This is a genomic window from Corallococcus sp. AS-1-6 (genome assembly GCF_020037015.1).
Lineage (GTDB): Bacteria > Myxococcota > Myxococcia > Myxococcales > Myxococcaceae > Corallococcus.
Window position 1 is genome coordinate 328,666 of the sequence record NZ_JAIQDE010000001.1, and the last position, 23,921, is coordinate 352,586.

Below are 23,921 nucleotides of genomic sequence, written 5' to 3' on the forward strand. Positions count from 1 at the left end.
CGGTCTTCCCGAGGAAGCTCACAACATGTCCTCGTCCGGCTGCCAGCCGCCCCGGTTCCACATGCGCGGCGCGGTGTTCTCCACCGCCTGGCCGAACATGAAGAACCGCGCCCACATGGGGCCGGCGCCCAGCGCCTGGATGCGCACCGTGTGCACGCCCGGCGCGATGTCCTCGCCCAGCGTCACCGGCACCGTGCGCGCGTACCACTTCACGCCCGGGCGGCCCACCGGCATGGCCGGCTCGCGCTGGGAGGCCGGCAGCACCACCGTGCGCTCGGCGCGCGTGACGTGCGGCACCAGCACGCTGGCTCGGCGCACCGGGTTGCCGCCATCCACCGTCACGGACAACTGGGGCTCGGTCGCGCCCTCCGCCACCGGCGTGTAGACGACCACGTTGAGGGTGACGGCGCCGGGGCCCGTCTTGCGCACCGGCACGCGCAGCCCTCCCTGGCCCACCGGATACACCGTGCGCGAGCGCAGGCCGCTGCCCGCCGCGGGAGGCCGGTTGAGCAGCGCCGTCAGCCCCGGCGCCGTGGAGCGCAGCAGCACCTCATGCTCACCCGGCGGCAGCGGGGGCAGCAGCTCCCGCGCCCGCGTGGAGCGCACGGTGAAGCGGTGCAGCGGCTCGCCATCGAGCAGCACCTCCACCTCGTTTCCCAGCGCCGCCGCGTCCTTCAACGACAGGCGCACCTCCGGACGGGTGGGCGTGCGCGCGTCGAAGCGCGCCCGCACCGCGCGGCCCGGCTCCAGCACCGTGGACAGCGCCTTCACCCGGTCCACCGTGTCCTCCGGCCCGGACTCCAGTACCTCCACCACCGACGGCGAGCCATACGGCCGCACCACCACCGCGTCACCCGACGGCGGAGGCGTCTCCTCCCGGGGGCCCACGGGCTCCAGGCGCACCTGGCTGAGCAGCTCCATCCGCGCGCCGCCCTGCATCAGCGCGTTCAGGTTCGCGGGGCGCATCGGGTGCCACGCGCGCTGGTCCACGGGCGCGTTGCGCCACCGCACGCCGGTGAGCGCGTCGTTCGTGTACGGCGCGGACGCCGCGATGGGCTGACCGCTGGACAGGAAGCTGTAGAGCTGCACGATGGTCGTGCGCGGCGCCTCCACGCGCAGCTTGCGCGCCCCCATCGGCAGGAACACCCGGGCGCTCGCCGCGCCTGACACCCACGCCGGCAGGTCCGTGACCTCTCCCGAGCCAGCGTCCGGGTCCGCCGCCGCCACGGGCGTGCAGGGCAGGGCGCCGCCCGGCAGCGGCACCAGGGCCGCGCTCTCGAACGGCGCGGGCTCCGGCGTCGCGTCCAGCGAGGCCTGTCCCAGGGACTGGCCCTGCGCATCCAGCACCGTGAGGCGCAGGTTGAGCGGCTCGCGCGAGGGCGCGCGGTCCAGCGAGCGCGCGTCGATGCGCACCAGCCGCCCCACCGCGTCCATGCGCGGGTCGATGTCCAGCTCCAGCACCGGGCACGCCGGGCCGGTGGCGAACGCCTCCGTGCGGCGCGTGTCCGGCAGGAAGGCCACGCGGCCCTCCGACGCGACGCCCGCCTGGGGACGCGACTCGGCGGGCAGCAGCCACGACTCGAAGGGGCCCTCCACCGTGTAGCGCAGGTCCTCCTGGCCGTCGTTGCGCACCATCACCGTGTGCACGCCCTCCGGCAGCTCCAGCGGATGCGACATGGGCGAACCCGCCACGGGGCCCGGCAGCTCCATCGTGTGGGCGGTGCCGTCCGCGGAGAGGGTCCGCACCGTCACGGGGCCGTGCGGCTGCGCCTTCGCGTCCGTCGCGTCGCTCCACAGCCACAGCACCGGCTTCGCGGGCCCGGTGACGTTGAGGGCCACGGCGCGGCCCGCACCCAGGCGCTCCTGCACGGACTCGGTGGCCTCCACCAGCGGCAGCCGGTAGGCGGTGCGGTAGACGGGCTCAATCTGGTAGTCCGTGCCTGCCTCACCCTCCGCGTTGAGGCGCTCCCAGTGCTCCTCCGCGAGCCAGCGGCGCGTGTCGGAGGAGAGCTTCTCGAAGGGCTCGAAGGTGGCGCGCCCGGCGCGCACCTCCGCGCGGGCCTGGGCCAGCTTCTGCGACGCGAGCAGCGGCAGCGTCCGGTGCGCGCGGACGTAGACGCGCGCCAGCAGCGTGTCGTTCGCGCCCGCGGCCCGCAGGTACAGCACGGAGTACTCCGGGCGCTCCTTGGGCAGGCGCAGCACGAACTCGCGCTCGTCCGTCACCTGCTGGTCCGCGTGCGTGGTGAAGGCGCTCTCCTGCAGGAACGTGCCGTCCTCCTGCGGCTGGCCCTTGCTCTGGCGCGTGCGCGTGAAGATGGAGCGCTCCAGCAGGACGCCGTCCGGCCCGCGCAGGATGGCCTTGAGTCCGTACTGGTACTGCTTCTCCGGCGCGTAGGGAGTGCCGTCCGGGAGCAGCTCGTGCGTGACGATGAGCAGCTCCTCGGCCTCCGCGGGGACGCGCACGCGCATCTCCCGGCCCGGCTCCAGGCGGTAGAAGATGAGGCGCTCGGCGTTGACGAACTTCGCGTCGCGCCGCGCGGTGGGCGTGTCGGTGTTGCCCAGCACGGCGAGGCTCGCGCCCCAGATGAGGGCCAGGCCCACCATCAGTCCAAGGAGCGCCACGAGGGCGCGGCTGCGGGTCTTCATCGACGGGCCTCTTCGCGGGAGACTTCCCCGGTCAGCACCACCGGACGGCGGTGCCGCAGCGCCAGGTCCACCGTGCTCGCGAGCTCCGCGTCACCCGCGGTCAGCTCCGCGCGCTTCGCCGGCGACGGGTGCTGCTGAAGGAAATAGACGGCGCGCAGCACCTGCTTGCCCTGCCGCGCTTCCACCAGGAGGAAGGGCAGGCCGTATTCAGCGCTGAAGCCGGACTTCACCTGACGCGTCACGTTGCCCACGCGCTTCGTCTGCGCCAGCGCGCGGAGGTCATGCACGTTCTGCTGCGCGACGTAGCGCTCCGCGCTCGCGGTCAGCTCCGCGAAGTGCTCCTTCAGCGCGGCGGACACCGGCTGTGTCGGCGCCACCAGCCGGTCCCCCAGCAGCGCGCGCTCGGGAGACTCGCGAGGCTCCTCGGGCAACAGGCCCGTGAGGGCCAGCTCCTCCGCCGCCAGCCGGGGGCCCACGAAGGCGCCGCGCAGCGGCTCGGACAGCCACAGCGTGGCCAGCCGCGCCCCGCCGAAGGTGCGGGAGAAGACCTGCTGCGGGCTCGCGTCGTTGAGGCCCGTCAGCTCCGGAGAGCCGTCGTGGTAGCGCACGCGCTGCCCCAGCCAGCCCAGCGGGCCCTCCTGGGACAACAGCCGCTCCAGGTCCGCGGGCCGCTGCGCCTCGGTGAGCACCGGGCTGCCCACGTCCACCAGCACGTCCGCCTCCACGGACGGCCTGCCGGAGAAGCCGCGCAGGTGCAGCACCCAGCCCTGCTCCTTCGGCAGCGCGCGGTGCACCGCCTGGTGGAACGCCTGGAAGCTCGTGCGCAGCTCCCCGAAGGTGGCGGGGTGGGGCAGGTCGCCGGACGCGGTGGCGAACACCAGCGCGGTGGCGCGCGACTCGTGCCACAGCTCCGAGGCCACCTGCAGCGTGCCCGCCTCGCGCGCCGGTGACGGCACCTCCAGCGCGAGCGGCGAGCCGCCCGGACGCACCATCAGCCCCGCGCCCAGCCGGCCCGGCGTGCCCTCCGCGTCCGTCACCCACCAGCACCCGGTCGCGCCCGCGCACTCCGTCACCGGGTGCACCCGCAGGCCCATCAGCGCCGCCATGGCCCCGGCCCAGCGCGCGCGCAGCGCCTTGGGCACGTCCGCCGTCCCGCCGCCCAACAGCGGCGAGGCCACCTGCTGCTCCAGCACCAGCAGCTCCGCGTCCGACGGGCGCACCGCCGGCACGCGAGCGACCTCCGGCGCCACCATCAGCGTGCCCAGCGCGTCGCGCTCCGTCATCGGCGCGGCCAGCGCCTGGGCGTGCTCCAGCACCAGCGAGGCCAGGTCGAAGGCGCCCGCGCGCAGCACGCTCACCCGCGACTCGCCCCAGTTGCCGCCGGGCTCCGGCGGAGGTTGAGCGGTCACCGTCGCGCCCGGCCACAGCAGGTCCAGCCCCCGAGGCGCCTTGCCGTCCGGCGTGTGCAGCACCACCTGGCCCGGCTTCAGCGACGGGTCCACGCGCAACTGCACCCGCTCCCGCGAGGACAGCGCGTCGTGCGCGTGGCGCAGCGGCGTCTCCGACTGCGCCAGCGCGTCGCCTAGCACCAGGCCCGCGCGGTGGGAATCCACGCCGCTCACGATGATGGCGCGGCAGCTCACGCGCTCGCACAAGAGCGCGGCGGCCTCGGCGCTCGGCGCCTCCGTCAGGGGACGCGGCACCTCTAGCACCGGCCCCTGCGCGCCGGGGATGAGCAGCGACGTGTCCCAGCCCGCCTTGCCCGCGCCCTCCACGCGCTCCACCAGCGCGAAGCGCGCGGGCACGCCGTCCTGCTTCGGCAACTCGCGCAGCTCCAGCCCCAGCGCCACCGCCTTCGTGCGCAGCGCGCTCAGGCTCTCCGCGCGGCCCGACTCCAGCCACGCATCCAGCCCGTTCCACAGCCCGCTGTACTCGCGCAGGTCGCCGTGCTTCAGCCGCAGCGACTGCCCGCCCACGTCGCTCTCACGCGCGGTGGCGCGGCCCATCACCATCAGGCCCAGCGGAGACTGGTCCAGCCCCAGCCCGGGCACGTGCTCGCGCGGCGCCTCCGCGGTGAGCGCGGTGGCCGGCCGCGGCTCGATGAGCGACAGCCCGAAGCCCGCGAGGCTGCCGATGAGGAAGCCCGCCAGCGACGTGTGCAGCGTGGGCAGCAGCACGCGGGCAATCACCTGCTTCTGCAGCATCTTCACCGCCAGCAGCGTGGGCACCAGGTAGCCGAAGCCGAACAGGTCCGTGACCTTGAGGCCTGGAACGCGGGCGCCCATGGCCCAGCCGATGCACCACTTCACGAGGAAGCCCAGGCAGAAGACGAGCACCGTCTTGCGCGGCCCCTCCAGGTTGAGCGTGCGCAGCCCCGGCACGGACAGCACCGCCTTCGCGGCCACGACCAGCAGCAGCACCTCCGCCAGGGTGGCTACGAGCTTCAGTGGCTCCAGCCACGTGAGCGCCAGCAGCGCGGGCACGAGGATGCCGTTGAAGTCCCAGCCGTACTTGAGGTTGAAGCGCGCGGCGAGGAACGCCGTCGTCAGCAGGATGATGTAGGCCTTGGGGCTGGACAGGAAGTCCTGCGCCACGTCCTCGTACATCAGCTCCAGGCTGGAGAAGGACAGGTTGGTGCCGGGCAGCAGCACGAAGCGGAGGATGACGTAGGTGAGCGCCACCGGCGCCGCCACCTGCCACAGGCCGCGGCGCAGCTTCAGCTTCCAGAAGGCGTTCGCGGTGAGCGGCACCAGCACCAGGCCGATGCTGTGCAGGCTGCGGTCGACGATGAAGGACGTGCCCCACCGCTCGTCCATCCAGTGCCCCAGCACGGGCAACAGCCACGTCTCGCTGACCGCGCGCACCACCACGCTGGCGAGCACCACCGCGAAGAAGCGGTCGCGGCCGAAGAACTCGCTCCAGGCCCCCGTGCGGGACAGTCCGCTGGAGAACGCGAGCGCCAGACCGTACGTGAGCAGTGACTCGGCGACGACGGTGCAACCCGCCTCCGGGTGGATGACGAACACCGAGGCCAGGTAACCGGGGACCACGAGACCCACGAAGACCCACCCGAGCGTCTCCGTCAGGAGCGCCAGGATGAGCACGCCCACGAGCACCGCCACCAGGATGGAGGTGTCGAGGGAGTAGGCCGGAAACAGTGTCAGGGTCGAAAGGAGCGCCATGGTGGCCGCTCGAATCTAGGGAGGGCTCCGGACCCGACCAGGGTTGCCCCTCTCGGCGGATGAGAAGCGTCCGCTGCCAAACCGAAAGTTCGGGCCTCCAGTGTCACTGAATGCCCAGCCCCGGACACTGGGAGCGGACCCGCGGACGGATCAGCCCGCCTGTTTCACGCGACGCGCAGCCGTCTGGCACGCCAGGTGAGGACGTCCGCCGCCTGACACTTCACGGGCAGTCCAGCGCGGCCACGGCCTGACAGCCCAGGCCGGAGCCGCCGAGCGTGCAGGGCACGGTGTCCGCGAGCGCCTGCATGACGGCCCGGGACGACGCGCCGGTGCCGCGCAGCGTGGCGGACTGCTCCAGGTGGATGAAGCGGTCCGTGGCGGCGGCGGCCTCCGTGTAGCAGGCGTCCGCGGCGCCATTGTCGATGCGGCCCTGCACGTTGCTGGTGCCGCACAGCGTGCGGTGCTTGCCCGCGTCATCCGCCGCGTTGCAGGAGAAGGCCTTCTTGGTGCCCGTGAGGTGGGTGTTGAGCGCGTCGCGCAGGCGGTTGGAGAGCGCGCCCGGACGCAGCGCGCCGGTGCCGTCGCTCACCACGGCGGCCTCGGGGCCGGTGCCCGCGTCCATGCCGTGGATGCTGGCGGCGATGGCGTCCGGGTACGTGTCGCGCAGCGCGCGGTGCGCGGCGGTGAAGAAGTTGTTGCCGTAGTGCGCGACGTCGGAGATGCGCAGGCCCTTCGTGCCGCACACGCTGGTGGTGCCGCTGCACGGGCTGGCGGTGGTGACGGCGCAGCGGTTGCTGCCCGTAACCAGCAGCGCGCGCGCGCCCAGCGTCACCAACTGCGTGGCCGTCTGACGCAGCGTGCCCTCATCAGAGTCCGCGTGCGGCGCCTCCAGCCACAGGTCGCGCGCGGGGAACAGGTTGATGATGAAGGTGCCGCCGCCACGCGACAGCAGCCCCTGCTCACGCACCACCAGCCACCCGCCGCCCGTGTCGTTGCGGAAGGTGGACACGCCGTAGCCCATCCCCGCCAGGTCCTGCACCACCCGCGGCGTGGGGCCCTCGGTCAGCAGCGTGCGGAACGCGCCCTCGAACGCGGCGAGCTCCGTGCCGCCCGGCTCCTTGAAGCCGCCGCTGTTGGCCGCGGCGATGGGCGCCGTCAGGAGCCACGTCGTCAGGTTGCCCGTCAGGCTGGACAGCGCGCTGAGCGGCGAGCACACGCTCGCCGTGGGGGCAGGCGCGCTGACGACCGGCGTCCCGGTCGTGGGCGCCTCGGCCGTGGGCGTCTCCACGGACGTCTGCGTGTCGGTGGGCGCCGGCGTGGCGGGCCCCTGGCCCACGTCCTCCACGGGCTCGGCCGGAGTGTGGATGACGGTCCCCGGAGCGGACGTGGAGGGGCTCTCCGCCACGGCGTCGCTCGGTCCAGCGACGGCATTGCCGCAAGCGGCTGCGAGGAGCAGGAGGCAGGACAGGGCTGCGCGCAGGGGGGGCAGGGACATGGTCCTGTCCCGAACAGCACGCCCTGCGCATGCATTCGCATCCCGTCAATCCGGGATGACAGCCGGAGCGGGGCCCGGTTGCCCGTCCGCCCTATGTCCCTGCCGGCTCAGGGCAGGGTCCGCAGCAGGCCCTCCGCGTCGGGGGCGCCCCAGCCGGTGGGGATGTCCCAGCCCGGCCCGGCTTCGTACTGCCGGTCGGTGACGCCCACGGTGATGTCGCGGAACGTCTTCTGCACTTCGGGCAGCGTGTAGAGCTGCGAGTTGAGCCAGCCCACCCGGGGCTTCTGCGCGTCCGCGCGCGCGCCGTTCACCACCGTCATGATCCCCGCGAAGATGGGCGAGGAGAACGACGTGCCGGTGTTGGGCGTGGTGACGCCCAGCCACGTGTACCAGAAGCCGGTGTCCGCGTTCAGCGCGACGTCCACCACCGCGCGCTTGGCGGGCATCGGGAAGAGGCCCTTCTGCCACTCCGGCGTCGCGAAGGTGCGGGTGATGCCGGAGCCTGAGTAGTACCAGGCCGTCTCGCCCGTCACCGTCATGCCGCTCATCTTCAACTGCGTGCCGCCCACGGCGGTGACGTAGGGGCTGTTGCCCGGCACGTCCACGCCCGCGGAGTCGCCGCTGGCCGCGGCGACGGTGATGCCCAGCGCGGCGGCCATGGTGCTGGCGTGGCTGTAGGCCTCGTGCACCGCCTTGGGCTCGGAGTCCTCGCGGTGGGCGAAGGACGTGGTGATGACGCTCACCTCGCCCCGGCCAATCGCTTCGTTGTACGTGTAGAGCATGGACGTGTTGCGCGCGTCCGGGCCCATGTAGACGAGCACCTCCGCCTTGGGCGCCATCGCCGCGGCCCACTCCACGTCCAGCGTGCCCTCGCGGTAGCGCGTGACGGGCGGCTCCATGGTCTGGATGACCTTGGGGTCCTCGCGCTCGATGCCCCACATCTTCCAGAAGGCGCGCACGTCCTTCCAACGGAAGCTGGCGCCAATCACCACGCCCAGCTTCATGCCCTGGCCCTGGTGGCCCTGCTCATAGAGCGAGTCCACGTTGTACGCGCGCGCCACCTGCTGGGGCGTGAGGCCCCGGCTGACGGGATTCGGCGGCTCCGTGGACGGCTGGCCGAACTCGCCGGGCAGCGTGCCCGTCTCCGCCGGCAGGTCCAGCGCCACGACGGCGTGGATGCGCTGCTGCACGAAGGTGGGGGCCTTGACGCTCTCCACGAGGCCGTAGACGTCGTGCGGATCATTCCCGCCCTGGGGCGACTTGCGCTCCAGCACGCGCAGCGTCACGCCGAACGCCTTGTTGAACTGGGCCACCGTCCCCACGAACTGCACCAGCAGCCGGTTGGTGGCGACGTAGGGCACCTGCATGCCCTCGGACTTCAGCCAGTCCGTGACGACGGTGACGTCCTTATCCAGCGGGGCGTGCTTCGCCATCCACTCGGCGGGCGTCATGTACTGGCGGAAGCGGGAGCCGCCCGGCTTGTAGATGTCCGCGATGCGCTCCTCGAGCGCGGCCGGGTCGCGGATGGGGAAGGACACGAGCCCGCGGATGAGGTCCGTCACCGGCGCCTCGCCCTTGTCCGTGTAGACGCCCGGCAGGGGGCCCGGGACGCCGTCCGTCGTCGGGATGGGCGTGGGGTCCAGCACCTCCGCCTCCGGGTCGGGCGGCGGCGGGTCCACCCCCTCCGGCTCCGGCGGTGGCCGGCCGGGAGGGGGCTGTGAGTTCTCGGAGTCGGGAAGGGTGGGCGTGGACTCCACCGGCGTCGGCCCGGGAGGTCGCGGCTTGCCCACCGACGTGAGGCGGTCCGAGTCCCGGCAGCCGCTCAACCACCCCGCCAGCAGAAGAACACCCGTCAGGATGACTCCGCGCTTCATCGCTCCCCCAGCCCGCGGTGACCCGCCTCGGGTCCGCCGCACCCCAGCCGTCCTCCCCCGGGAGGACGTCCGCCCTTGTGCGCAACGAAGGTGGGCGCGATTGCCCTGAGAGGCAACTGTCGTGGACAGGTAAATCGCGGCTACACTGTTGGCACTTCTTTGCCCATCCCATGCGGCTGCCGACAGCACTCCTGCTCCTCTTCTTCCTGCCGCCGAGCGCCGCACTGGCGCAGGGGGACACGCGCATCACCTTCCTGGGACGTCAGTTGGAGAAGGGGAGGGATCCGCGTGCGCGCTCACAAGCCGCGCTGGTGTTGGGCCAGACGGAGGATCCCGAAGCGGTGACGCCGCTGTGCGGCGGCCTCAAGGACCCGAGCGAGCTGGTGCGCGCGGCGGTGGCCAAGGGGCTGGGCGCGCTGCTGGAGCCGAAGGGACTCGACTGCCTCCAGGCGGTGCAGGGGGAGGCGGACGCCACGGTGCAGGCGGCGGTGGCGGAGTCCATCAAGGCCATCAAGGCGTACCAGGCGCGCCGGCCGCGCTTCTACCTGTCGCTGGACGCGCTGAAGGACAAGACGGGCACCGTGCCCGCGGACCTGGTGAAGGTGACGGAGGCGCGGCTTCGCTCCAAGCTGGTGCGCCGGGGCGCGCAGATGGCGCCGGAGAAGGAGTCGAAGGCGGCGGCGAAGGGCGCGCTCAAGAAGCTGGGCGTGCACGGCTACCGCATCACGGCGGAGATCCAGAAGACGGACAGTGGAGGCCTGCGTCTGGCACTGTTGTGCATGACGTACCCGGAGCAGTCCCTGATGGGACAGGTGGAAGTGAACGCCGCGGGGGCTCCGCCCGCGGACCTGTTGAAGGCCCTGATCCCCCGAGCCATCGAGGAAGCCGCCGCGACCTTCGACTGGAGCAGCGAGACATGACGACGACCACGGCCCAGGCCCCGACGACGAAGCGCCGCTGGCGCAACTTCCTGCTCGACGCGCCCTTCCAGTTGAAGCTCACCGCGTACATCGTCGGTGTGTCGCTGGTGATGGCGGCGCTCCTGGGCATCTTCCTGGTGCGCGCGGCGAACTCGCTGATGCACGAGACGGCGACGGCGGTGGACGCGCGCTCGGCCGCGGCGGAGGTGAGCCGCGAATTGTCCGGGGCCACGCTCTCCAACGAGCTGATGGCCCACATGAACGACCCGGCGTTCGAGAAGCAGTTCCGCGAGCAGGCGCAGGCCATCGACGCCAAGTACGAGGCGGAGCGCGCGGCCATCGTCGCGCAGCGCGCGGAGCTGGAGCGTCACCAGCACCTGACGTGGTGGGTGCTGGGCGGCTGCCTGGTGACGTTCATCGTGGTGGTGGCGCTGGCGACCATCGTGGTGACGCACCGGATGGCGGGTCCCCTCTTCCGCATCAAGCGGATGATGCGCGAGGTGGCCGAAGGGCGCCTGCACCCGCCGCAGCACGGCCTGCGCGAAGGCGACGAGCTGCAGGACGTCTTCGAGGCCGCGAGGGACATGACCCAGCGGCTGCGCGCGCAGCAGGAGGAGGACGCGCGCGTGCTGGCGGAGGTCCTGGCGCAGGCGAGGACGGGCAGCGCGAACGGCGCCTGGGTGGATGAGCTGTCCGCCTTGGAAGCGCGCTACCGCGAGCGGCTGGCGCGGTAGGGAAGGGGGCTCACACCCGCGCGGTGTCCGCGGTGAGCCCCATCTGGAGCAGCTCCGAGTGCAAGAGCAGCCGCGCCTGCGCCCACGGCAGCGCGACGACTCGGTAGCCCGCGAGCGCCTGGAGCAGCAGCGGCCGGTAGCTGGCGTGTCCGGGGTCCGCCACCACGACGATGCCCCGGTCCGTGGTGGAGCGGATGAGCCGCCCGACGCCCTGGCGCAGGAGCAGCAGCGCTCGCGGCAGCCGGTACTGGAGGAAGCCCAGGTACTCGTTGCCCGCCTTCGCCAGCGGCTCCTCGCGCGCGGCCACCAGCGGCCGTGACGCCGGCTCCAGCGGCAGCTTGTCGATGAAGACACACCCCACGCCGCGCCCGGGGATGTCCACGCCCTGCCAGAAGCTCTTGGTGCCCAGCAGCACCGTGCCCGTGTCGCGCTCCTGCCGCGCCGCCAGCGAGCGGCCGTGTCCGCGCGACTGGCGCAGCACCTCGATGCCGTGCGGCTCCAGCCGCGCCTGCACCTCGCGCGACACGCGCTCCAGCCGCCGCGTGGAGGCGAACAGGCCCAGCACCCGGCCGCCCATCACCTGCGCCAGGCCGGAGATGCGCCCGGAGGCCCAGTCGATGAACGGCTCCTCGTGCGCGCGCGGCGCGTCCGTCACCAGCACCACCAGCGCCTGCTGTCCCAGGTGGAACGGAGACGGTGCGCGCAGGATGGGCGGCCTGAGCCCCAGCCGCTTCAGCACGAAGGGCACGCCGTCCCCGGTGCCCAGCGTGGCGGACGCCATCACCAGCGCGCGCTTGTTCGCGGCGAAGTCCTTCGCCACGGACTCGGACACGTCCACCGGCTGCGCGCCCACGCTCCAGCGCTGCTTGCGAGGCTCCGCCCGCGCCGCGTAGCAGCGCTTCGCGTCCGGCTCTCCGGCCAGCTCGCCCGCGAGCACGGACAGCTCACCCAGCTCCGTGGTGGCGCCGGCCAGCTCCCGCTCCAGCGAGGGCTGCTTCACCGCCAGCTCCGGCAGCGCCGCCAGGACGCGCACCGACAAGAGCGTGTGCACCCGCTGCAGCGCCGTGCGCACCGCCACCAGCCCCTCGCGCACGGGCTCCCAGGCGGGCAGGGCGCGCACCGCGTCCGTCACCCGCAGCTCCGGCGCGTAGGCCGCGTCGTCCGCGTCCTCGCCGGGCATCGCCGCCGCGGGCTCGCACAGGGCCGTCACCTGCTCGCCCAGCACGCGCGCCTCCTGGAGCAGCGTGCGCAGGGCGTCGTCCACCTCGGACATCAGCACGCGGGACTCATCCCGGCGCGTGGCCGCGAGCGCGCGGCGCAGCTCCGCGAAGAGGCCCCGGCGCCCGTCGCGTCCGTGCAGCCGCTCCGTGAGGCGCAGGAAGGCCAGGTCGGACAGCTCCACCGTGAGCGCGGTGGTGGCCACGTCCTCCAGCTCGTGCGCCTCGTCCAGCACCAGGTGGTCCAGGCGCCCGTAGCGCGCGGGCCACGCGAACGCGAGCGACTGGTTGATGACCAGCACGTCCGCCTCGCGCGCCTGCGCCACCGCCGAGTGGTAGAAGCACTTGTGGTGATGCGGGCACCGCTCGCCCAGCGTCGTCGCCGCCTCGGAGCGCACCGCCGGCACCAGCCCGTGCATTCCCGGGAAGCGCTCGCGGAACCAGTGGCTCAGCCGGTCCAGGTCCCCGTCCACGCTGCGGCGCAGGTACGCGCGCACGTACGCCCGGGGCGCCCGCGCCGTGTGGTTCATCCCCGGCTCCACGCGCGTGGCCTCCAGCGCGCGGCGGCGGCACAGGTAGTTCGTCTGGCCCTTGAGGAGCGCGTAGCCGAACGCGCCCCCCGTGGCCTGGTGCAGGCGGGGCAGGTCCTTCTCCAGCAACTGGTCCTGGAGCGTCTTCGTGTGCGGCGCCACGCCCACCTTCAGCCCGTTGCGCGCGGCGAACAGCGCCGCGGGCGTGAGGTACGCCAGCGACTTGCCCGTGCCCGTGCCGGCCTCCACCGCCACCTGCCCGCCGTCCGACAGCGTGCGCGCCACCGCCTGCGCCATCTCCAACTGCGCGGGCCGGGACAGGAACCCGCCGCCCCGCTCCAGCGCGCCACCGGGCCCCAGCACCTGGGCCACTTCTTCCGGCCGCACCGGCAGCGGCGTCGCGTCCAGCTCGGGCTCCGGGGGCGGCCTGCCGCCATTCGCGCGCTTGCGCTCCGGCCGCGCGCGCAGGAAGCCGCCCGTCGTCTCCAGGTTCAGCGGCGCAGGCGTGGCCCGGCACGCCTCCCACAGCCGCGAGAGCAGTTCCAGGAGCGGGCGCGCCTCCGCGTCCATCGCCAGGTCGCGCGCATCCTCTTCCGACAGGGCCTCCAGGAGCGGCGTGGGCCCCAGCGCCGCGCGGGCCCGGGGGTCCATCGTGGCCAGCAGGTCCGCCACGTCCTCCGCGCGCCCGTCCCGCACGCAGCCGTCCAGCGCGTGCACCAGCACCGCGTGCACCGCCACGCAGTCATGGAGCGCCCGGTGCGGCTGCTGCGAGCCCAGCTTCGCCCACCGCATCAGCGACTCCAGCGAGTGGCTGGGCAGCTCCGGGTGCAGGTAGTGCATGAGCTCGCACGAGTCGAGCACCGGCACGCCGCCGAGCACGTCCGGCAGGAAGCCCTTCTCGAACGGGGCGTTGTGCGCCACCACCGTCCAGCCCTTGAGCCGCTCGCGCAGCAGGGCCCGCTCCGCGTCGAAGCGGGGCTGCCCGGCGAGCTGCGCGTCGGAGAGGCCGGTGAGCCGGCGGATGGTGAGGTTCAGCGGGCGCGAGGCCGAATACAACTGGGAGAAGCGGTCCACCTCCCGGCCGTGCTCGAAGAAGAGGCAGCCCACCTCGATGACCTCGTCCACGCGGGGGTCGAGCCCCGTCGTTTCGAGGTCCAGGAAGACGTGCCGGGTGAAGAGCTCCGAGCTGCCCATGCAGGCGCGTGAGCCTACCCGCCCGGGCGGACATCGCCAGTTAACGGGCGGAGGCGCTACTGCACGAAGAAGCGGCCGGTGGCCTCACCCGTCGGGCACCCGTAATGGAGCATCCCGGAGCGACGGGGCGTGAAGGCAATCTCCACCAGCGTGTTCAGCGGCAGCTTCACGTCGATGCCGTAATCCGCCATCACCAGCGAGGTGGCGCACGTCGCCTCCGTCCTGCGCGTCACCAGCAGCGTCACCGGCCTGTCCTTGCGGAGCAGGACGAGCGAGGAGGGCTCGAAGCCCTTCTCCGTGACGGACACCTCCAGCATCAGCGTCCCGTTCACCACGTGCCCCTCGTCCTGGATGGCCATGTAGCCGTGGCGTGCCTCGTGCTCGTCCGCTCCCGGCGCCTTCGCGGCGGGGGGCTCCTTCGAGCACGCGGGCTGCGTCACCCCCGCGAGGACCGCCGCCACGGTGAGCACGAGGACGCGGAACGAGGACGGGCGCATGCGGGGGGCTCCGGAAGGCGGGTGGGGCCTTCAGTCCACCACGAACGTGCCCGCGATCATCTTTCCCATCGCGCAGCCGTACTTCAGCGTCCCGGACTGGTTGGGCGTGAAGGCGATCTCCACCGGCGTGTTCAGCGGCAGCTTGGTGTCGATCTTGTACTCGTCCATCACCAGCTCGGTGGCGCACGTCAGGTCCGTCTTGCGCGTCACCACCAGCTTCACCGGCTCGCCCTTCTTGAGCTGCACCGGCGAGGGCTCATAGCCCTTCTCCGTGACGGCCAGCTCCACCACGTGCACGCCGTTCTCCCGCCGTCCCACCTCCTGCGCGGCGGGCGCGCCCGGCTCCTTCGTGGAGGACTCCTTGGAGCACGCCTGCTGTGACGCCCCCGCGAGGACCGCCGCCGCGGTGAGCGCGAGCCAGGGCTTGATGATGCGGGAGAAGAAGGGGCGCATGGACGGGGTCTCCTGGGGGAGGAAGGACACGGGCGGCCCGCCACTGAAGGCAGGGCCGCCCGGACATAACGGCGCCGCGAGCCGCTTTCAGCCCTCGGCGTCGGGCTTGGAATCCGCCGCGTCGCCGGAAGCATCCTCGGCGGGGGCGGGGGGCGCCTCGAAGCGCAGGAGCGCGTGCAGCGGGATGAACAGCTCGTGCCCGGGCTCTCCCAGCAGCACGTCGAAGCGGCCCACGCGGAGCAGCGGCGCCTCCACCGTGATGCCGTTGCGCAGCACCAGCTTCACCGTCTGCCCGATGTGCGGCAGGAACGGCCGGGGGTCCGAGTAGGGGCGCTTGTCCGGCTGCCGCGCCACCTGCGCCGGCTTCTGCGTGAGCTTCGCGTCGCGCTCCAGGTTCGGCATCAGCCGCTCCCAGTCACCCCTGCGCGCGATGAGCACCACCTGGAGCTTCTCCAGCCGGCCCGTGCGCTCGAAGGTGAAGGCGATGGCCTCCTCCGCCAGCAGCGTGTCCAGGAGCGACCGCTCCGCCAGCACCACGGACAGCTCGGTCTTCTGCTCGATGAAGGCGCCCAGGAAGTCCGCGACGAGCGCGTTGTCCACCTGGCCGCGCGCCTGCTTGATGGCCGCCTTGCGCTGGCTGCGCTCCTTGCGCGCCATGAACTCCTGCACGGTGAGGCCGCTCTGCAGGATGCCGAACGCGTCTCCCAGCGACAGGCCCGGCGTCTGGCCCATCAGCTCGTAGACCTGGTCGAAGCGCTTCGCCTCCTCGGCGTGCAGCTTGCGCCAGATGCGCGCCTTCATCTTCCCTTCCAGCTCACCCTTGGCGATGCGCGCCGGCACGTGCTCGCGCGTGGCCAGCGCCAGGATCTGCTCCGGCGTGGGCGGCGGACGCGGCGTGCTGGGGCGCGGCGCGAAGCGGCCCGGAGGCCCGCCCGCGCGCGGCGGTCCACCCATCCCCGGACCCCGGGGCGGCGGACGTGAGGCGGCCCCCGGCGTGAAGCCCGGCGCCGTCGGACCCGAGGGCCGGGGCGGCGGCGCGGAGGCCGTCGTCACCGCGCCCGCCGGACCCGCCGGGCCTGCCGCCGGACGGGGCGGGGGCGCGGACGGCGCCACGGGCGTGGACGGCCGGGGCGTGGGGGAGAGGCCGCTCGGGCGGGGCGCGGGCGCCACGCCCGGGGTGGGGCGGGGGGCCGGCGTCGCGCGCGGAGCGCCCTCCGCGCTGGGGGGGACCACCGGGGCGGAGGGCGCCACCGGCGTGGGCCGGGGCGTGGGCCTCGGCGTGGGGGAGGGGGTGGGGGCAGTCGAGGACGGAGTCACCGGGCCGCCGGGCGTGGAGCCCGGCCTGCGGATGACTTCGACTGCGGGGAGCACCCGCCGTGTCTTCCTGTCGTTCACGGTTGTACGTTACCTGATGCGCGGAGCCCGGGCATGCCCGGGCTCACGGCTGGGGGGATGCTGAAAAGTCCACCTTCCACCCGGACGGTTCCCTCACCATCCGGACCTCGCCCGACCTTCCCGCCGAGCGCACCGCCAAGGTCGCCACGTCGCCCTCCTGCCGGAGCAGCGAAACCTCCTGAACATCCGGCGGCACCGGGACATTCGCGAAGAACAGCGCGAGCGGCTCCGGCTTCACCATTCCCCCAGAGGCGTCGCTCACCTGCTGAGCCCGCGTCTTCAGGACCTGCTGGGTCTGTTGTGACAGCCCGGCGTACGCCTTGGGCAGCTCTCCGCGCTGCACGTGCCGGTGGAACGTCTGGTAGGCCCCCACGGGGGTGTCCGGCTGCAGCCGGCTGCAGCCGCCCAGGGAGAGGAGGGCGAACAGCAGCCAGGTCGTCATCGCGAGCGGGCGCATGGGGCCTCCGATTTAGGTCAAACCGTCGCCGTGGGGAAGCGGGAGGTGCGTCACGCCGCGTGCTGGTGGACGCGGTTGCGGCCCGTCCCCTTGGCGGAATAGAGGCTCGCGTCCGCCGCGCGCAGCAGCGCCTCCGTGCCCGGCAGGTCGTCCGCGGGCACCGTCGCCACGCCCAGCGACGCGGTCAGCTTCACCTCCTGCGACATGCCGTCCGGTCCCGTCCACGTCAGCTCCAGCCGCTCAATCGCCTCGCGCACCCGCTCGCACGCCCGGAGCGCGTCCTGGGGGGCCGCCTCCGGCAGCAGGGCGATGAACTCCTCGCCGCCGTAGCGGGCCAGCAGGTCCACCTCCCGCAGCGTCGCGCGCGCCGTGTGCGCCACCGCGCGCAGCACCTCGTCCCCGAAGGGGTGGCCGAAAGTGTCGTTGATGCGCTTGAAGTGGTCGATGTCCAGCATCACCAGCGACAGGGGGGAGCGGTAGCGGCGCGAGCGCATGAACTCCTCGCTCAGCCGCTCCTCGAAGTAGCGCCGGTTGAACAGGCCCGTGAGCGCGTCCGTGCGGCTGAGCGCGAGCAGCTCCTGCCGGCGGCGGTCCAGCTCGCGGTTGGCCCACTCCAGCTCGCGGTTCTTCTCCAAAAGCGCGTCCTGCAACGCCTTGAGCCGCAGCATGGACTTCACGCGCGCGCCCAGCTCCAGCATGTCGAAGGGCTTCACCAGGTAGTCGTCCGCGCCCAGCTCCAGCCCCTCCACCTTGCCCGCCGCCTGCCGGGCCGTCATCAGGATGACGGGGATGAAGCCGAAGCCGCCCTCGCCCGCGTTCGCCTTGACGATGCGGCACACCTCCACTCCGCCCAGGCCCGGCATCTCCACGTCCATCACGATGAGGTCCGGCCGGCCCGCGCGGATGGCGGACAGCGCCTGCGCTCCGTCCAGCGCTTCCTTGAAGACGTAGCCGTGCGGGGACAGGCCCTCGCGCACGTGGCGGATCTGCGCCGGATCATCGTCCACGATGAGCACGGTGCGCCCGGCGAAGTCGTTGGCGGGGCCGTTCCTGCGCACGCCCTCCGGCATCCGTTTCCTTTCGGCTTCCGGCATGAGGCGCCCACCCCCCAACAGGCTGCGGTCGTGGCCCAACGTCACGAGTGTTCCCCGGGGCGGGAACCCCGTGGGTGGATTCTCCTCCGGGTGGGGGGCGCTGCCAAGGGCCCTGCCGGGCACCCGCGGGCCCGGAGGACGCCGGGCGTCCAGGGCCTGACACGCGCCAGACGGGCTAGGGCGCGGGTTTCACCAGGCGTGCGCGGTACACGGGTTCCCCGGACGCCAGGTAGCGCCGCTCGCGGGTGGAGGGCACCTCCTCCGGGTCGTACGGGTGGAACACCCCGGCGCCCAGCGGGTTGTGGAAGCCCGCCGCCTCCAGGATTTCCAGCATGGCCACCGCGCGGTCCTGCACGTCGGTGCGCATGTCGAAGCGGCCGCCGGGCTTGAGCAGCCCCAGCATCACCTTCGCGAACTCGGGCTGCACGACGGCCCGCTTGGCGTGCGAGCGCTTCCACCACGGGTCGGGGAACTGCAGGTGGATGACGTCCAGGGACGCGGGGGCGAAGATGCGCGGCACCACGAAGCGCGCGTCGGATTCGATGACGCGCAGGTTCTTCATGCCCGCCTTCTCCGCGCGCGCCTGCGTGTCGCGCGCGTACTTCTTGCGCCACTCGAAGGCCACGAAGCGCACGCCGGGGTTTCGGCGGCAGTACTCCAGCGCGTGACCGCCCGCCCCGGAGCCGATCTCCAGCTCCAGCGGCCCCGTGAAGCCGAACTCCGCGTCCCAGTCCGGGGGCGCTTCCAGGGGGACGAACTTGAGGCCGACCGGATCAGGGAGCAGGGCAGGGCGCATGGCGGGGACGGGGCCTCTAACCATGGAGCCGCGTGGGTTGGCCAGGGCAAAAGCGCGCGGGGTGGTATAGGGAAGGGCCATGAAGGTCTTCCAGTCCGTGTCCGAGGCGGGCCGCCAGCTTCAGGGGCAGGCCCTCGCGCTGGGCAACTTCGACGGCGTGCACGTGGGCCACCAGGCCCTCTTCGCGGAAGCGCTTCGCCACGCCCCCGCGAACGCGCTCACCTTCCAGCCCCACCCGGGCAAGGTGCTCCAGCCGGACCTGGCGCCCAAGCTGATCACGCTCCTGCCGCGCAAGCTGGAGCTGCTCGCCGCGTGCGGCCTGTCCCACGTGGTGGTGCAGTCCTTCACCCGCGACTACGCGCGCTCCACGCCGCAGGACTTCGAGGCCGCCCTCTTCGACACGCTGGGCGTGGGCCACGTCGTCGTGGGCAGCGACTACACCTACGGCGCCCAGCGCGCCGGCACCGTCGCCACCCTGCGCGACGCCGCGGCGAAGCGGGGCGCCCAGGTGCACGTCGTGCAGCCGGTGAACGTGGACGGCGTCGTCGCGTCCTCGTCGCGGATCCGCGAGTACATCCTGGAGGGCAGGGTGGGCGCGGCCAGACGCCTGCTCGGCCGCCCGTTCGACCTGGATGGCACGGTGGTGTCCGGCGCGGGCCGGGGGCGCACCATCGGCTTCCCCACCGCCAACGTGGACACGCAGAACGAGCTGCGGCCCGCGCCCGGCGTGTACGCCATCCGCGTGCGGCTCCTCGCGGAGGCGGATGGGCCCTGGCGGCCGGGGGCGGCCAACATCGGCGTGAAGCCCACCTTCGGTGGCACGGAGGTCACCATCGAGGCGCACCTGCTGGACTTCACCGGCGACCTCTATGGCAAGGAGCTGCGGGTGCAGTTCCTGGAGCGGCTGCGGCCCGAGCAGCGCTTCGGCTCCGCCGCCGAGTTGGTGGGTCAAATCAAACGCGACGTGGAGGCCGCCCGCACCGTGGTGGCCCGCGGCGACGGGTAGGGGTTCCAGAGCCGAGGGGCGCGCCCTCCCGGAAGCGGGCGCCGGACAGCAAGGGAGCACGCCAGGGCGCCTTGACAGGCCGCGCATCGGTTTCCTCTAATCCGGGAGGATCCGTGCCAGGGCTTCAGGCCCCTGACGCACGGGCTCATTTCCCCCCGCGGGTCCCGCCGACAGCCGGGACCCTGGCTGTTCCCTCCTCACGCTCAAAGAGGCATCCCAGAAATGTCCGGTCGACTCGGTGAATTGCTGGTGCGCGAGAACCTCATCTCCGTCCAGCAACTCCGCAAGGCGCAGGAGGAGCAGCAGAAGAGTGGCGCGCGCATCGGCACGGCGCTCATCAAGACGGGCGCCATCGAGGAGTCGAAGCTCACCGACTTCCTGTCGAAGCAGTACGGCGTGCCGGCCATCAACCTGAAGGACTTCGACATTGATCCGGACATCATCAAGCTCGTGCCCAAGGAAGTGGCCGAGAAGCACCTGGTGATCCCGGTCAACCGCGCGGGCCCGTCCCTCATCGTGGCCATGTGCGACCCGTCCAACATCTTCGCCGTGGACGACCTGAAGTTCCTCACCGGCTACAACATCGAAGCCGTCGTCGCGTCCGAAATCTCCATCCGCGAGTCCATCGAGCGCTACTACGCGGAGAAGGGCCCCTCGCTGGAGGACATCGTCGGCGACGTGGGCGACGACATCGAGGTCGCCAAGGAGGAGCAGGAGAACGTGGATGAGATGGCCAGGGCCGCGGACGACGCGCCCGTGGTCAAGCTGGTGAACCTCATCCTCATGGACGCCATCAAGAAGCGCGCGTCCGACATCCACATCGAGCCGTACGAGAAGGACTTCCGGGTCCGCTTCCGCATCGACGGCGTGATGTACGAGGTGATGCGCCCGCCCATGAAGCTGCGCAACGCCATCACCAGCCGTCTGAAGATCATGGCGTCGCTGGACATCTCCGAGCGGCGCCTGCCGCAGGACGGCCGCATCAAGATCAAGATCGGCGGCGGCAAGGAGATGGACTTCCGCGTGAGCGTGTGCCCCACGCTCTTCGGCGAGAAGGTCGTGATGCGCTTGCTCGACAAGAGCAACCTGCAGTTGGACATGACCAAGCTGGGCTTCGACGCGCAGCCCCTGGCCTGGTTCAAGGAGGCCATCGACCGGCCCTACGGCATGGTGCTGGTGACGGGCCCCACGGGCTCCGGCAAGACGACGACGCTGTACTCCGCGCTCTCCAGCCTCAACGACGTGGGCACCAACATCTGCACCGCGGAGGACCCGGTCGAGTTCAACTTCGCCGGCATCAACCAGGTGCAGATGCATGAAGACATCGGCCTGAACTTCGCGGCCGGCCTGCGCTCCTTCCTCCGCCAGGACCCCGACATCATCATGATCGGTGAGATCCGCGACTTCGAGACGGCGGAGATCGGCGTGAAGGCGGCGCTCACGGGCCACCTGGTGCTCTCCACGCTGCACACCAACGACGCCCCGGGCACGGTGAGCCGTCTGCTCAACATGGGCATCGAGCCGTTCCTCGTGACGGCGTCGCTCAACCTCATCCTCGCCCAGCGTCTGGCGCGCCGCCTGTGCCCCGCGTGCAAGCGCCCCGCGGAGAAGGTGGACGAGCAGGCCCTCATCGACGCGGGCATCCCGCCGGACAAGATGGGCACCTTCACCATGTACGAGAAGGTCGGCTGCCGCGAGTGCAACGACCGCGGCTACCGCGGCCGCGTGGCCATCTACGAGGTCATGCCCTTCTGGGACGGCCTCAAGGAGCTGGTCATCAACGGCGCCTCCGCCGCGGAGCTCAAGCAGGAGGCCATCCGCCTGGGCATGAGCAGCCTGCGCATGAGCGCGCTCAAGAAGCTCATGGACGGCATGACGACGCTCGAAGAGGTCGTGGGCAACACCGCGCCGGACCGCTTCTAGTCACCCCACCTCCTCTCCCCACTTCTTCCTCCGACAGGACACGCATCCGTGGCCAACCTGCACCAGCTCCTCAAGGCGATGGTCGAGAAGGGCTCTTCCGACCTCCACATCACCACCGGCTCGCCGCCGCAGCTCCGCGTGGACGGTGAGCTCGTCCCGCTCAAGACGGCGCCGCTCACGCCCGTGGAGACCAAGCAGCTCTGCTACTCCATCCTCACGGACGCCCAGAAGCACAAGTTCGAGGAGGAGAACGAGCTGGACCTGTCGTTCGGCGTGAAGGGCCTGTCACGCTTCCGCGCGAACATCTTCATGCAGCGCGGCGCCGTCGCCGGTGCGTTCCGCACGATTCCCTTCAAGATCTTGACGTTCCAGGAGCTGGGCCTGCCGCCGGTGGTGGCGGAGCTGGTGAAGAAGCCGCGCGGCCTCATCCTGGTGACGGGCCCCACGGGCTCCGGCAAGTCCACCACGCTGGCCTCGATGATCGACAAGATCAACACCGAGCGTCATGAGCACATCATGACCATCGAGGACCCCATCGAGTACCTGCACCCGCACAAGAACTGCCTGGTGAACCAGCGCGAGGTGGGTGCGGACACGCGCAACTTCAAGACGGCCCTCAAGTACATCCTCCGCCAGGACCCGGACGTGGTGCTCGTCGGCGAGCTCCGCGACCTGGAGACCATCGAGGCGGCGCTCACCATCGCGGAGACGGGCCACATCTGCTACGCGACGCTGCACACCAACAGCGCGGTGCAGACCATCAACCGCATCCTGGACGTCTTCCCGCCGTACCAGCAGCCCCAGGTGCGCGCCCAGTTGTCCTTCGTGCTGGAGGGCGTGATGAGCCAGGCGCTCGTCGCCAAGCAGGGCGCTCCGGGCCGCGTGCTGGCCCTGGAGGTCATGGTGCCCAACCCCGCCATCCGGAACCTCATCCGCGAGGACAAGGTCCACCAGATCTACTCGTCCATGCAGGTGGGTCAGGCGAAGTACGGCATGCAGACGTTCAACCAGGCGCTGGCCGCCCTCCTGGCGCGCCGGCTCATCTCCCAGGATGAGGCCTTCGGCCGCTCCTCCGACCCGGAGGAGCTGCGCAACATCCTCGCGACGGGCGGTGGGCCGGGCGGAGCCCAGCGGCCGGCCGGGGGAGCGGGCGCCCGTTAGTTTTGGGGCATGAAAATCACAGGTTAGACTCCTCGCCCTCCCCGGAGGTCCCGTCATGGCAGCACCAGCAGTGCAGCAGAAGGCGACAGCGTCCAAGAAGAACACGGCCCAGTTCCTCTGGGAGGCGAAGACCAAGAGCGGGGAGAGCAAGAAGGGCGAGATGGAGGCCTCGGACATCGAGGCCGTCAACGCGCGCCTGAAGTCCCTGGGCCTCAACCCGACGAAGGTGCGCAAGAAGAGCGCGCTCGACGGGGAGATCAGCCTGCCCGGCCTGGGCGGCGTGACGGGCAAGGACATCCTCATCTTCACCCGCCAGTTCGCGACGATGATCGACGCGGGCCTGCCGCTGGTGCAGTGCTTGGACATCCTGGCCAGCCAGATGGACAACCCCGCCTTCAAGAAGGTGGTGTTCGCCATCAAGGGCAAGGTGGAGCAGGGCAGCACCTTCGCGGACGCGCTGAAGGAGCACCCCAAGGTCTTCGACGAGCTCTACGTGCAGCTCTGCGCCGCGGGCGAGGTGGGCGGTATCCTCGACACCATCCTCAACCGGCTCGCCGCCTACCGTGAGAAGAACGAGAAGCTCAAGGCGAAGGTCAAGGGCGCCATGACCTACCCGACGGTGGTCATCCTGGTGGCCATCGGCGTGACGGCACTGCTCTTGCTCAAGGTGACGCCCGTCTTCGAGAAGATGTTCTCGGACTTCGGTTCGCAGCTCCCGGGCCCCACGCAGGTGGTGGTGGACCTGTCGAAGTTCGCGCAGGCGTACTTCCTCCACACGGTCGCGGGCATCGCCGCCATCGTCTCCGCCTTCACCTGGAGCTACCGCCAGCCCCGGGGCCGCAAGTTCTGGGACAAGACCTTCCTCAAGCTGCCCCTGTTCGGCGACGTGCTCCGCAAGGTGGCGGTGGCGCGCTTCACGCGCACGCTGGGCACGATGATCTCCTCCGGCGTGCCCATCCTGGACGCGCTGGACGTGACGGCGAAGACGGCCGGCAACCGCACGGTGGAAGAGGCCATCTACTACGTGCGCGGGAAGATCGCCGAGGGCAAGAACATCGCGGGTCCGCTGCTGGAGACCAAGGTGTTCCCGTCCATGGTGGTGCAGATGATCGGCGTCGGTGAGGCGACGGGCGCCATGGACACCATGCTCAACAAGATCGCCGACTTCTACGACGACGAGGTGGACACGGCCATCGGCGCGCTGACGTCGATGATCGAACCCATCCTGATGGTGTTCCTCGGCGGCGTGGTCGGCGGCTTCCTCATCGCCATGTACCTGCCCATCTTCTCGCTTGCCGGCGCGATCAAGTAACGCGGTGCCGGGAAGCGCGGCGCGAAGCGCGGCCC

Annotated in this window: 17 protein-coding genes; 6 read left to right on the top strand and 11 right to left on the bottom strand. The window is 71.7% G+C overall.

Going from position 1 to position 23,921, the window contains the following annotated elements:
• Window positions 1–18: 18 nt before the first annotated feature.
• The 4 genes from K8612_RS01350 to K8612_RS01365 form a co-directional block, all read right to left on the bottom strand.
• Window positions 19–2,646 (bottom strand): hypothetical protein, encoded by a 2,628-nt coding sequence (locus K8612_RS01350; protein WP_223761000.1) that lies wholly within the window; start codon window positions 2,644–2,646, stop codon window positions 19–21.
• On the bottom strand, window positions 2,643–5,828 hold the full coding sequence (locus K8612_RS01355; protein WP_223761001.1) for a poly-gamma-glutamate biosynthesis protein PgsC/CapC: 3,186 nt from the start codon (window positions 5,826–5,828) through the stop codon (window positions 2,643–2,645). The genes K8612_RS01350 and K8612_RS01355 overlap by 4 nt, the downstream gene beginning before the upstream one ends.
• 220 nt (window positions 5,829–6,048) lie before the next feature.
• Entirely contained in the window at window positions 6,049–7,323 is a 1,275-nt protein-coding gene (locus K8612_RS01360) for a hypothetical protein (protein ID WP_223761002.1), read from the bottom strand.
• 107 nt (window positions 7,324–7,430) lie between these two features.
• Window positions 7,431–9,197: a protease pro-enzyme activation domain-containing protein gene (locus tag K8612_RS01365; RefSeq protein ID WP_223761003.1), complete on the bottom strand. Its 1,767-nt coding sequence runs from the start codon at window positions 9,195–9,197 to the stop codon at window positions 7,431–7,433.
• A gap of 170 nt (window positions 9,198–9,367) precedes the next feature.
• Here K8612_RS01365 and K8612_RS01370 point away from each other — a divergent pair, with 170 nt between their 5' ends.
• Window positions 9,368–10,117 carry a HEAT repeat domain-containing protein gene (locus tag K8612_RS01370; protein WP_223740022.1) on the top strand — a complete coding sequence of 250 codons (750 nt, stop codon included), beginning with the start codon at window positions 9,368–9,370 and terminating at the stop codon, window positions 10,115–10,117.
• Complete coding sequence (locus K8612_RS01375; RefSeq protein ID WP_223740021.1) at window positions 10,114–10,851, top strand: signal protein; 738 nt, start codon at window positions 10,114–10,116, stop codon at window positions 10,849–10,851. The genes K8612_RS01370 and K8612_RS01375 overlap by 4 nt, the downstream gene beginning before the upstream one ends.
• A 10-nt stretch (window positions 10,852–10,861) precedes the next feature.
• Here K8612_RS01375 and K8612_RS01380 read toward each other — a convergent pair whose 3' ends face one another.
• From K8612_RS01380 to K8612_RS01410, 7 genes are all read right to left on the bottom strand, one after another.
• A complete protein-coding gene (locus K8612_RS01380) occupies window positions 10,862–13,792 on the bottom strand; it encodes a helicase C-terminal domain-containing protein (protein ID WP_223761004.1) in 2,931 nt (976 codons plus the stop codon).
• 56 nt (window positions 13,793–13,848) lie between these two features.
• Window positions 13,849–14,289 (bottom strand): copper transporter, encoded by a 441-nt coding sequence (locus K8612_RS01385; RefSeq protein ID WP_223761005.1) that lies wholly within the window; start codon window positions 14,287–14,289, stop codon window positions 13,849–13,851.
• A gap of 30 nt (window positions 14,290–14,319) precedes the next feature.
• Complete coding sequence (locus tag K8612_RS01390) at window positions 14,320–14,742, bottom strand: cupredoxin domain-containing protein (protein ID WP_223761006.1); 423 nt, start codon at window positions 14,740–14,742, stop codon at window positions 14,320–14,322.
• Window positions 14,743–14,829: 87 nt separating this feature from the next.
• Window positions 14,830–16,113, bottom strand: a complete 1,284-nt coding sequence (locus K8612_RS01395; protein WP_304503954.1) for a hypothetical protein — start codon at window positions 16,111–16,113, stop codon at window positions 14,830–14,832.
• 67 nt (window positions 16,114–16,180) lie between these two features.
• The gene (locus tag K8612_RS01400) at window positions 16,181–16,594 is read right to left on the bottom strand and encodes a hypothetical protein (RefSeq protein ID WP_223740014.1); all 414 of its coding nucleotides are present in this window, start codon (window positions 16,592–16,594) and stop codon (window positions 16,181–16,183) included.
• A 50-nt stretch (window positions 16,595–16,644) separates the two neighbouring features.
• A complete protein-coding gene (locus tag K8612_RS01405; protein ID WP_223740013.1) occupies window positions 16,645–17,688 on the bottom strand; it encodes a diguanylate cyclase in 1,044 nt (347 codons plus the stop codon).
• Window positions 17,689–17,863: 175 nt separating this feature from the next.
• Window positions 17,864–18,484, bottom strand: a complete 621-nt coding sequence (locus K8612_RS01410; protein ID WP_223761007.1) for a tRNA (guanosine(46)-N(7))-methyltransferase TrmB — start codon at window positions 18,482–18,484, stop codon at window positions 17,864–17,866.
• 79 nt (window positions 18,485–18,563) lie between these two features.
• Here K8612_RS01410 and K8612_RS01415 point away from each other — a divergent pair, with 79 nt between their 5' ends.
• The 4 genes from K8612_RS01415 to K8612_RS01430 all read left to right on the top strand — a co-directional run bounded on the left by K8612_RS01415 (window position 18,564) and on the right by K8612_RS01430 (window position 23,886).
• Window positions 18,564–19,490, top strand: coding sequence for a bifunctional riboflavin kinase/FAD synthetase (locus K8612_RS01415; RefSeq protein WP_223761008.1), 927 nt, complete (start codon window positions 18,564–18,566; stop codon window positions 19,488–19,490).
• A gap of 222 nt (window positions 19,491–19,712) precedes the next feature.
• Complete coding sequence (pilB, locus tag K8612_RS01420) at window positions 19,713–21,413, top strand: type IV-A pilus assembly ATPase PilB (protein WP_014399076.1); 1,701 nt, start codon at window positions 19,713–19,715, stop codon at window positions 21,411–21,413.
• A gap of 48 nt (window positions 21,414–21,461) precedes the next feature.
• Complete coding sequence (locus K8612_RS01425) at window positions 21,462–22,574, top strand: PilT/PilU family type 4a pilus ATPase (RefSeq protein ID WP_223740010.1); 1,113 nt, start codon at window positions 21,462–21,464, stop codon at window positions 22,572–22,574.
• A gap of 55 nt (window positions 22,575–22,629) precedes the next feature.
• A complete protein-coding gene (locus K8612_RS01430) occupies window positions 22,630–23,886 on the top strand; it encodes a type II secretion system F family protein (RefSeq protein ID WP_223761009.1) in 1,257 nt (418 codons plus the stop codon).
• Window positions 23,887–23,921: the final 35 nt, after the last annotated feature.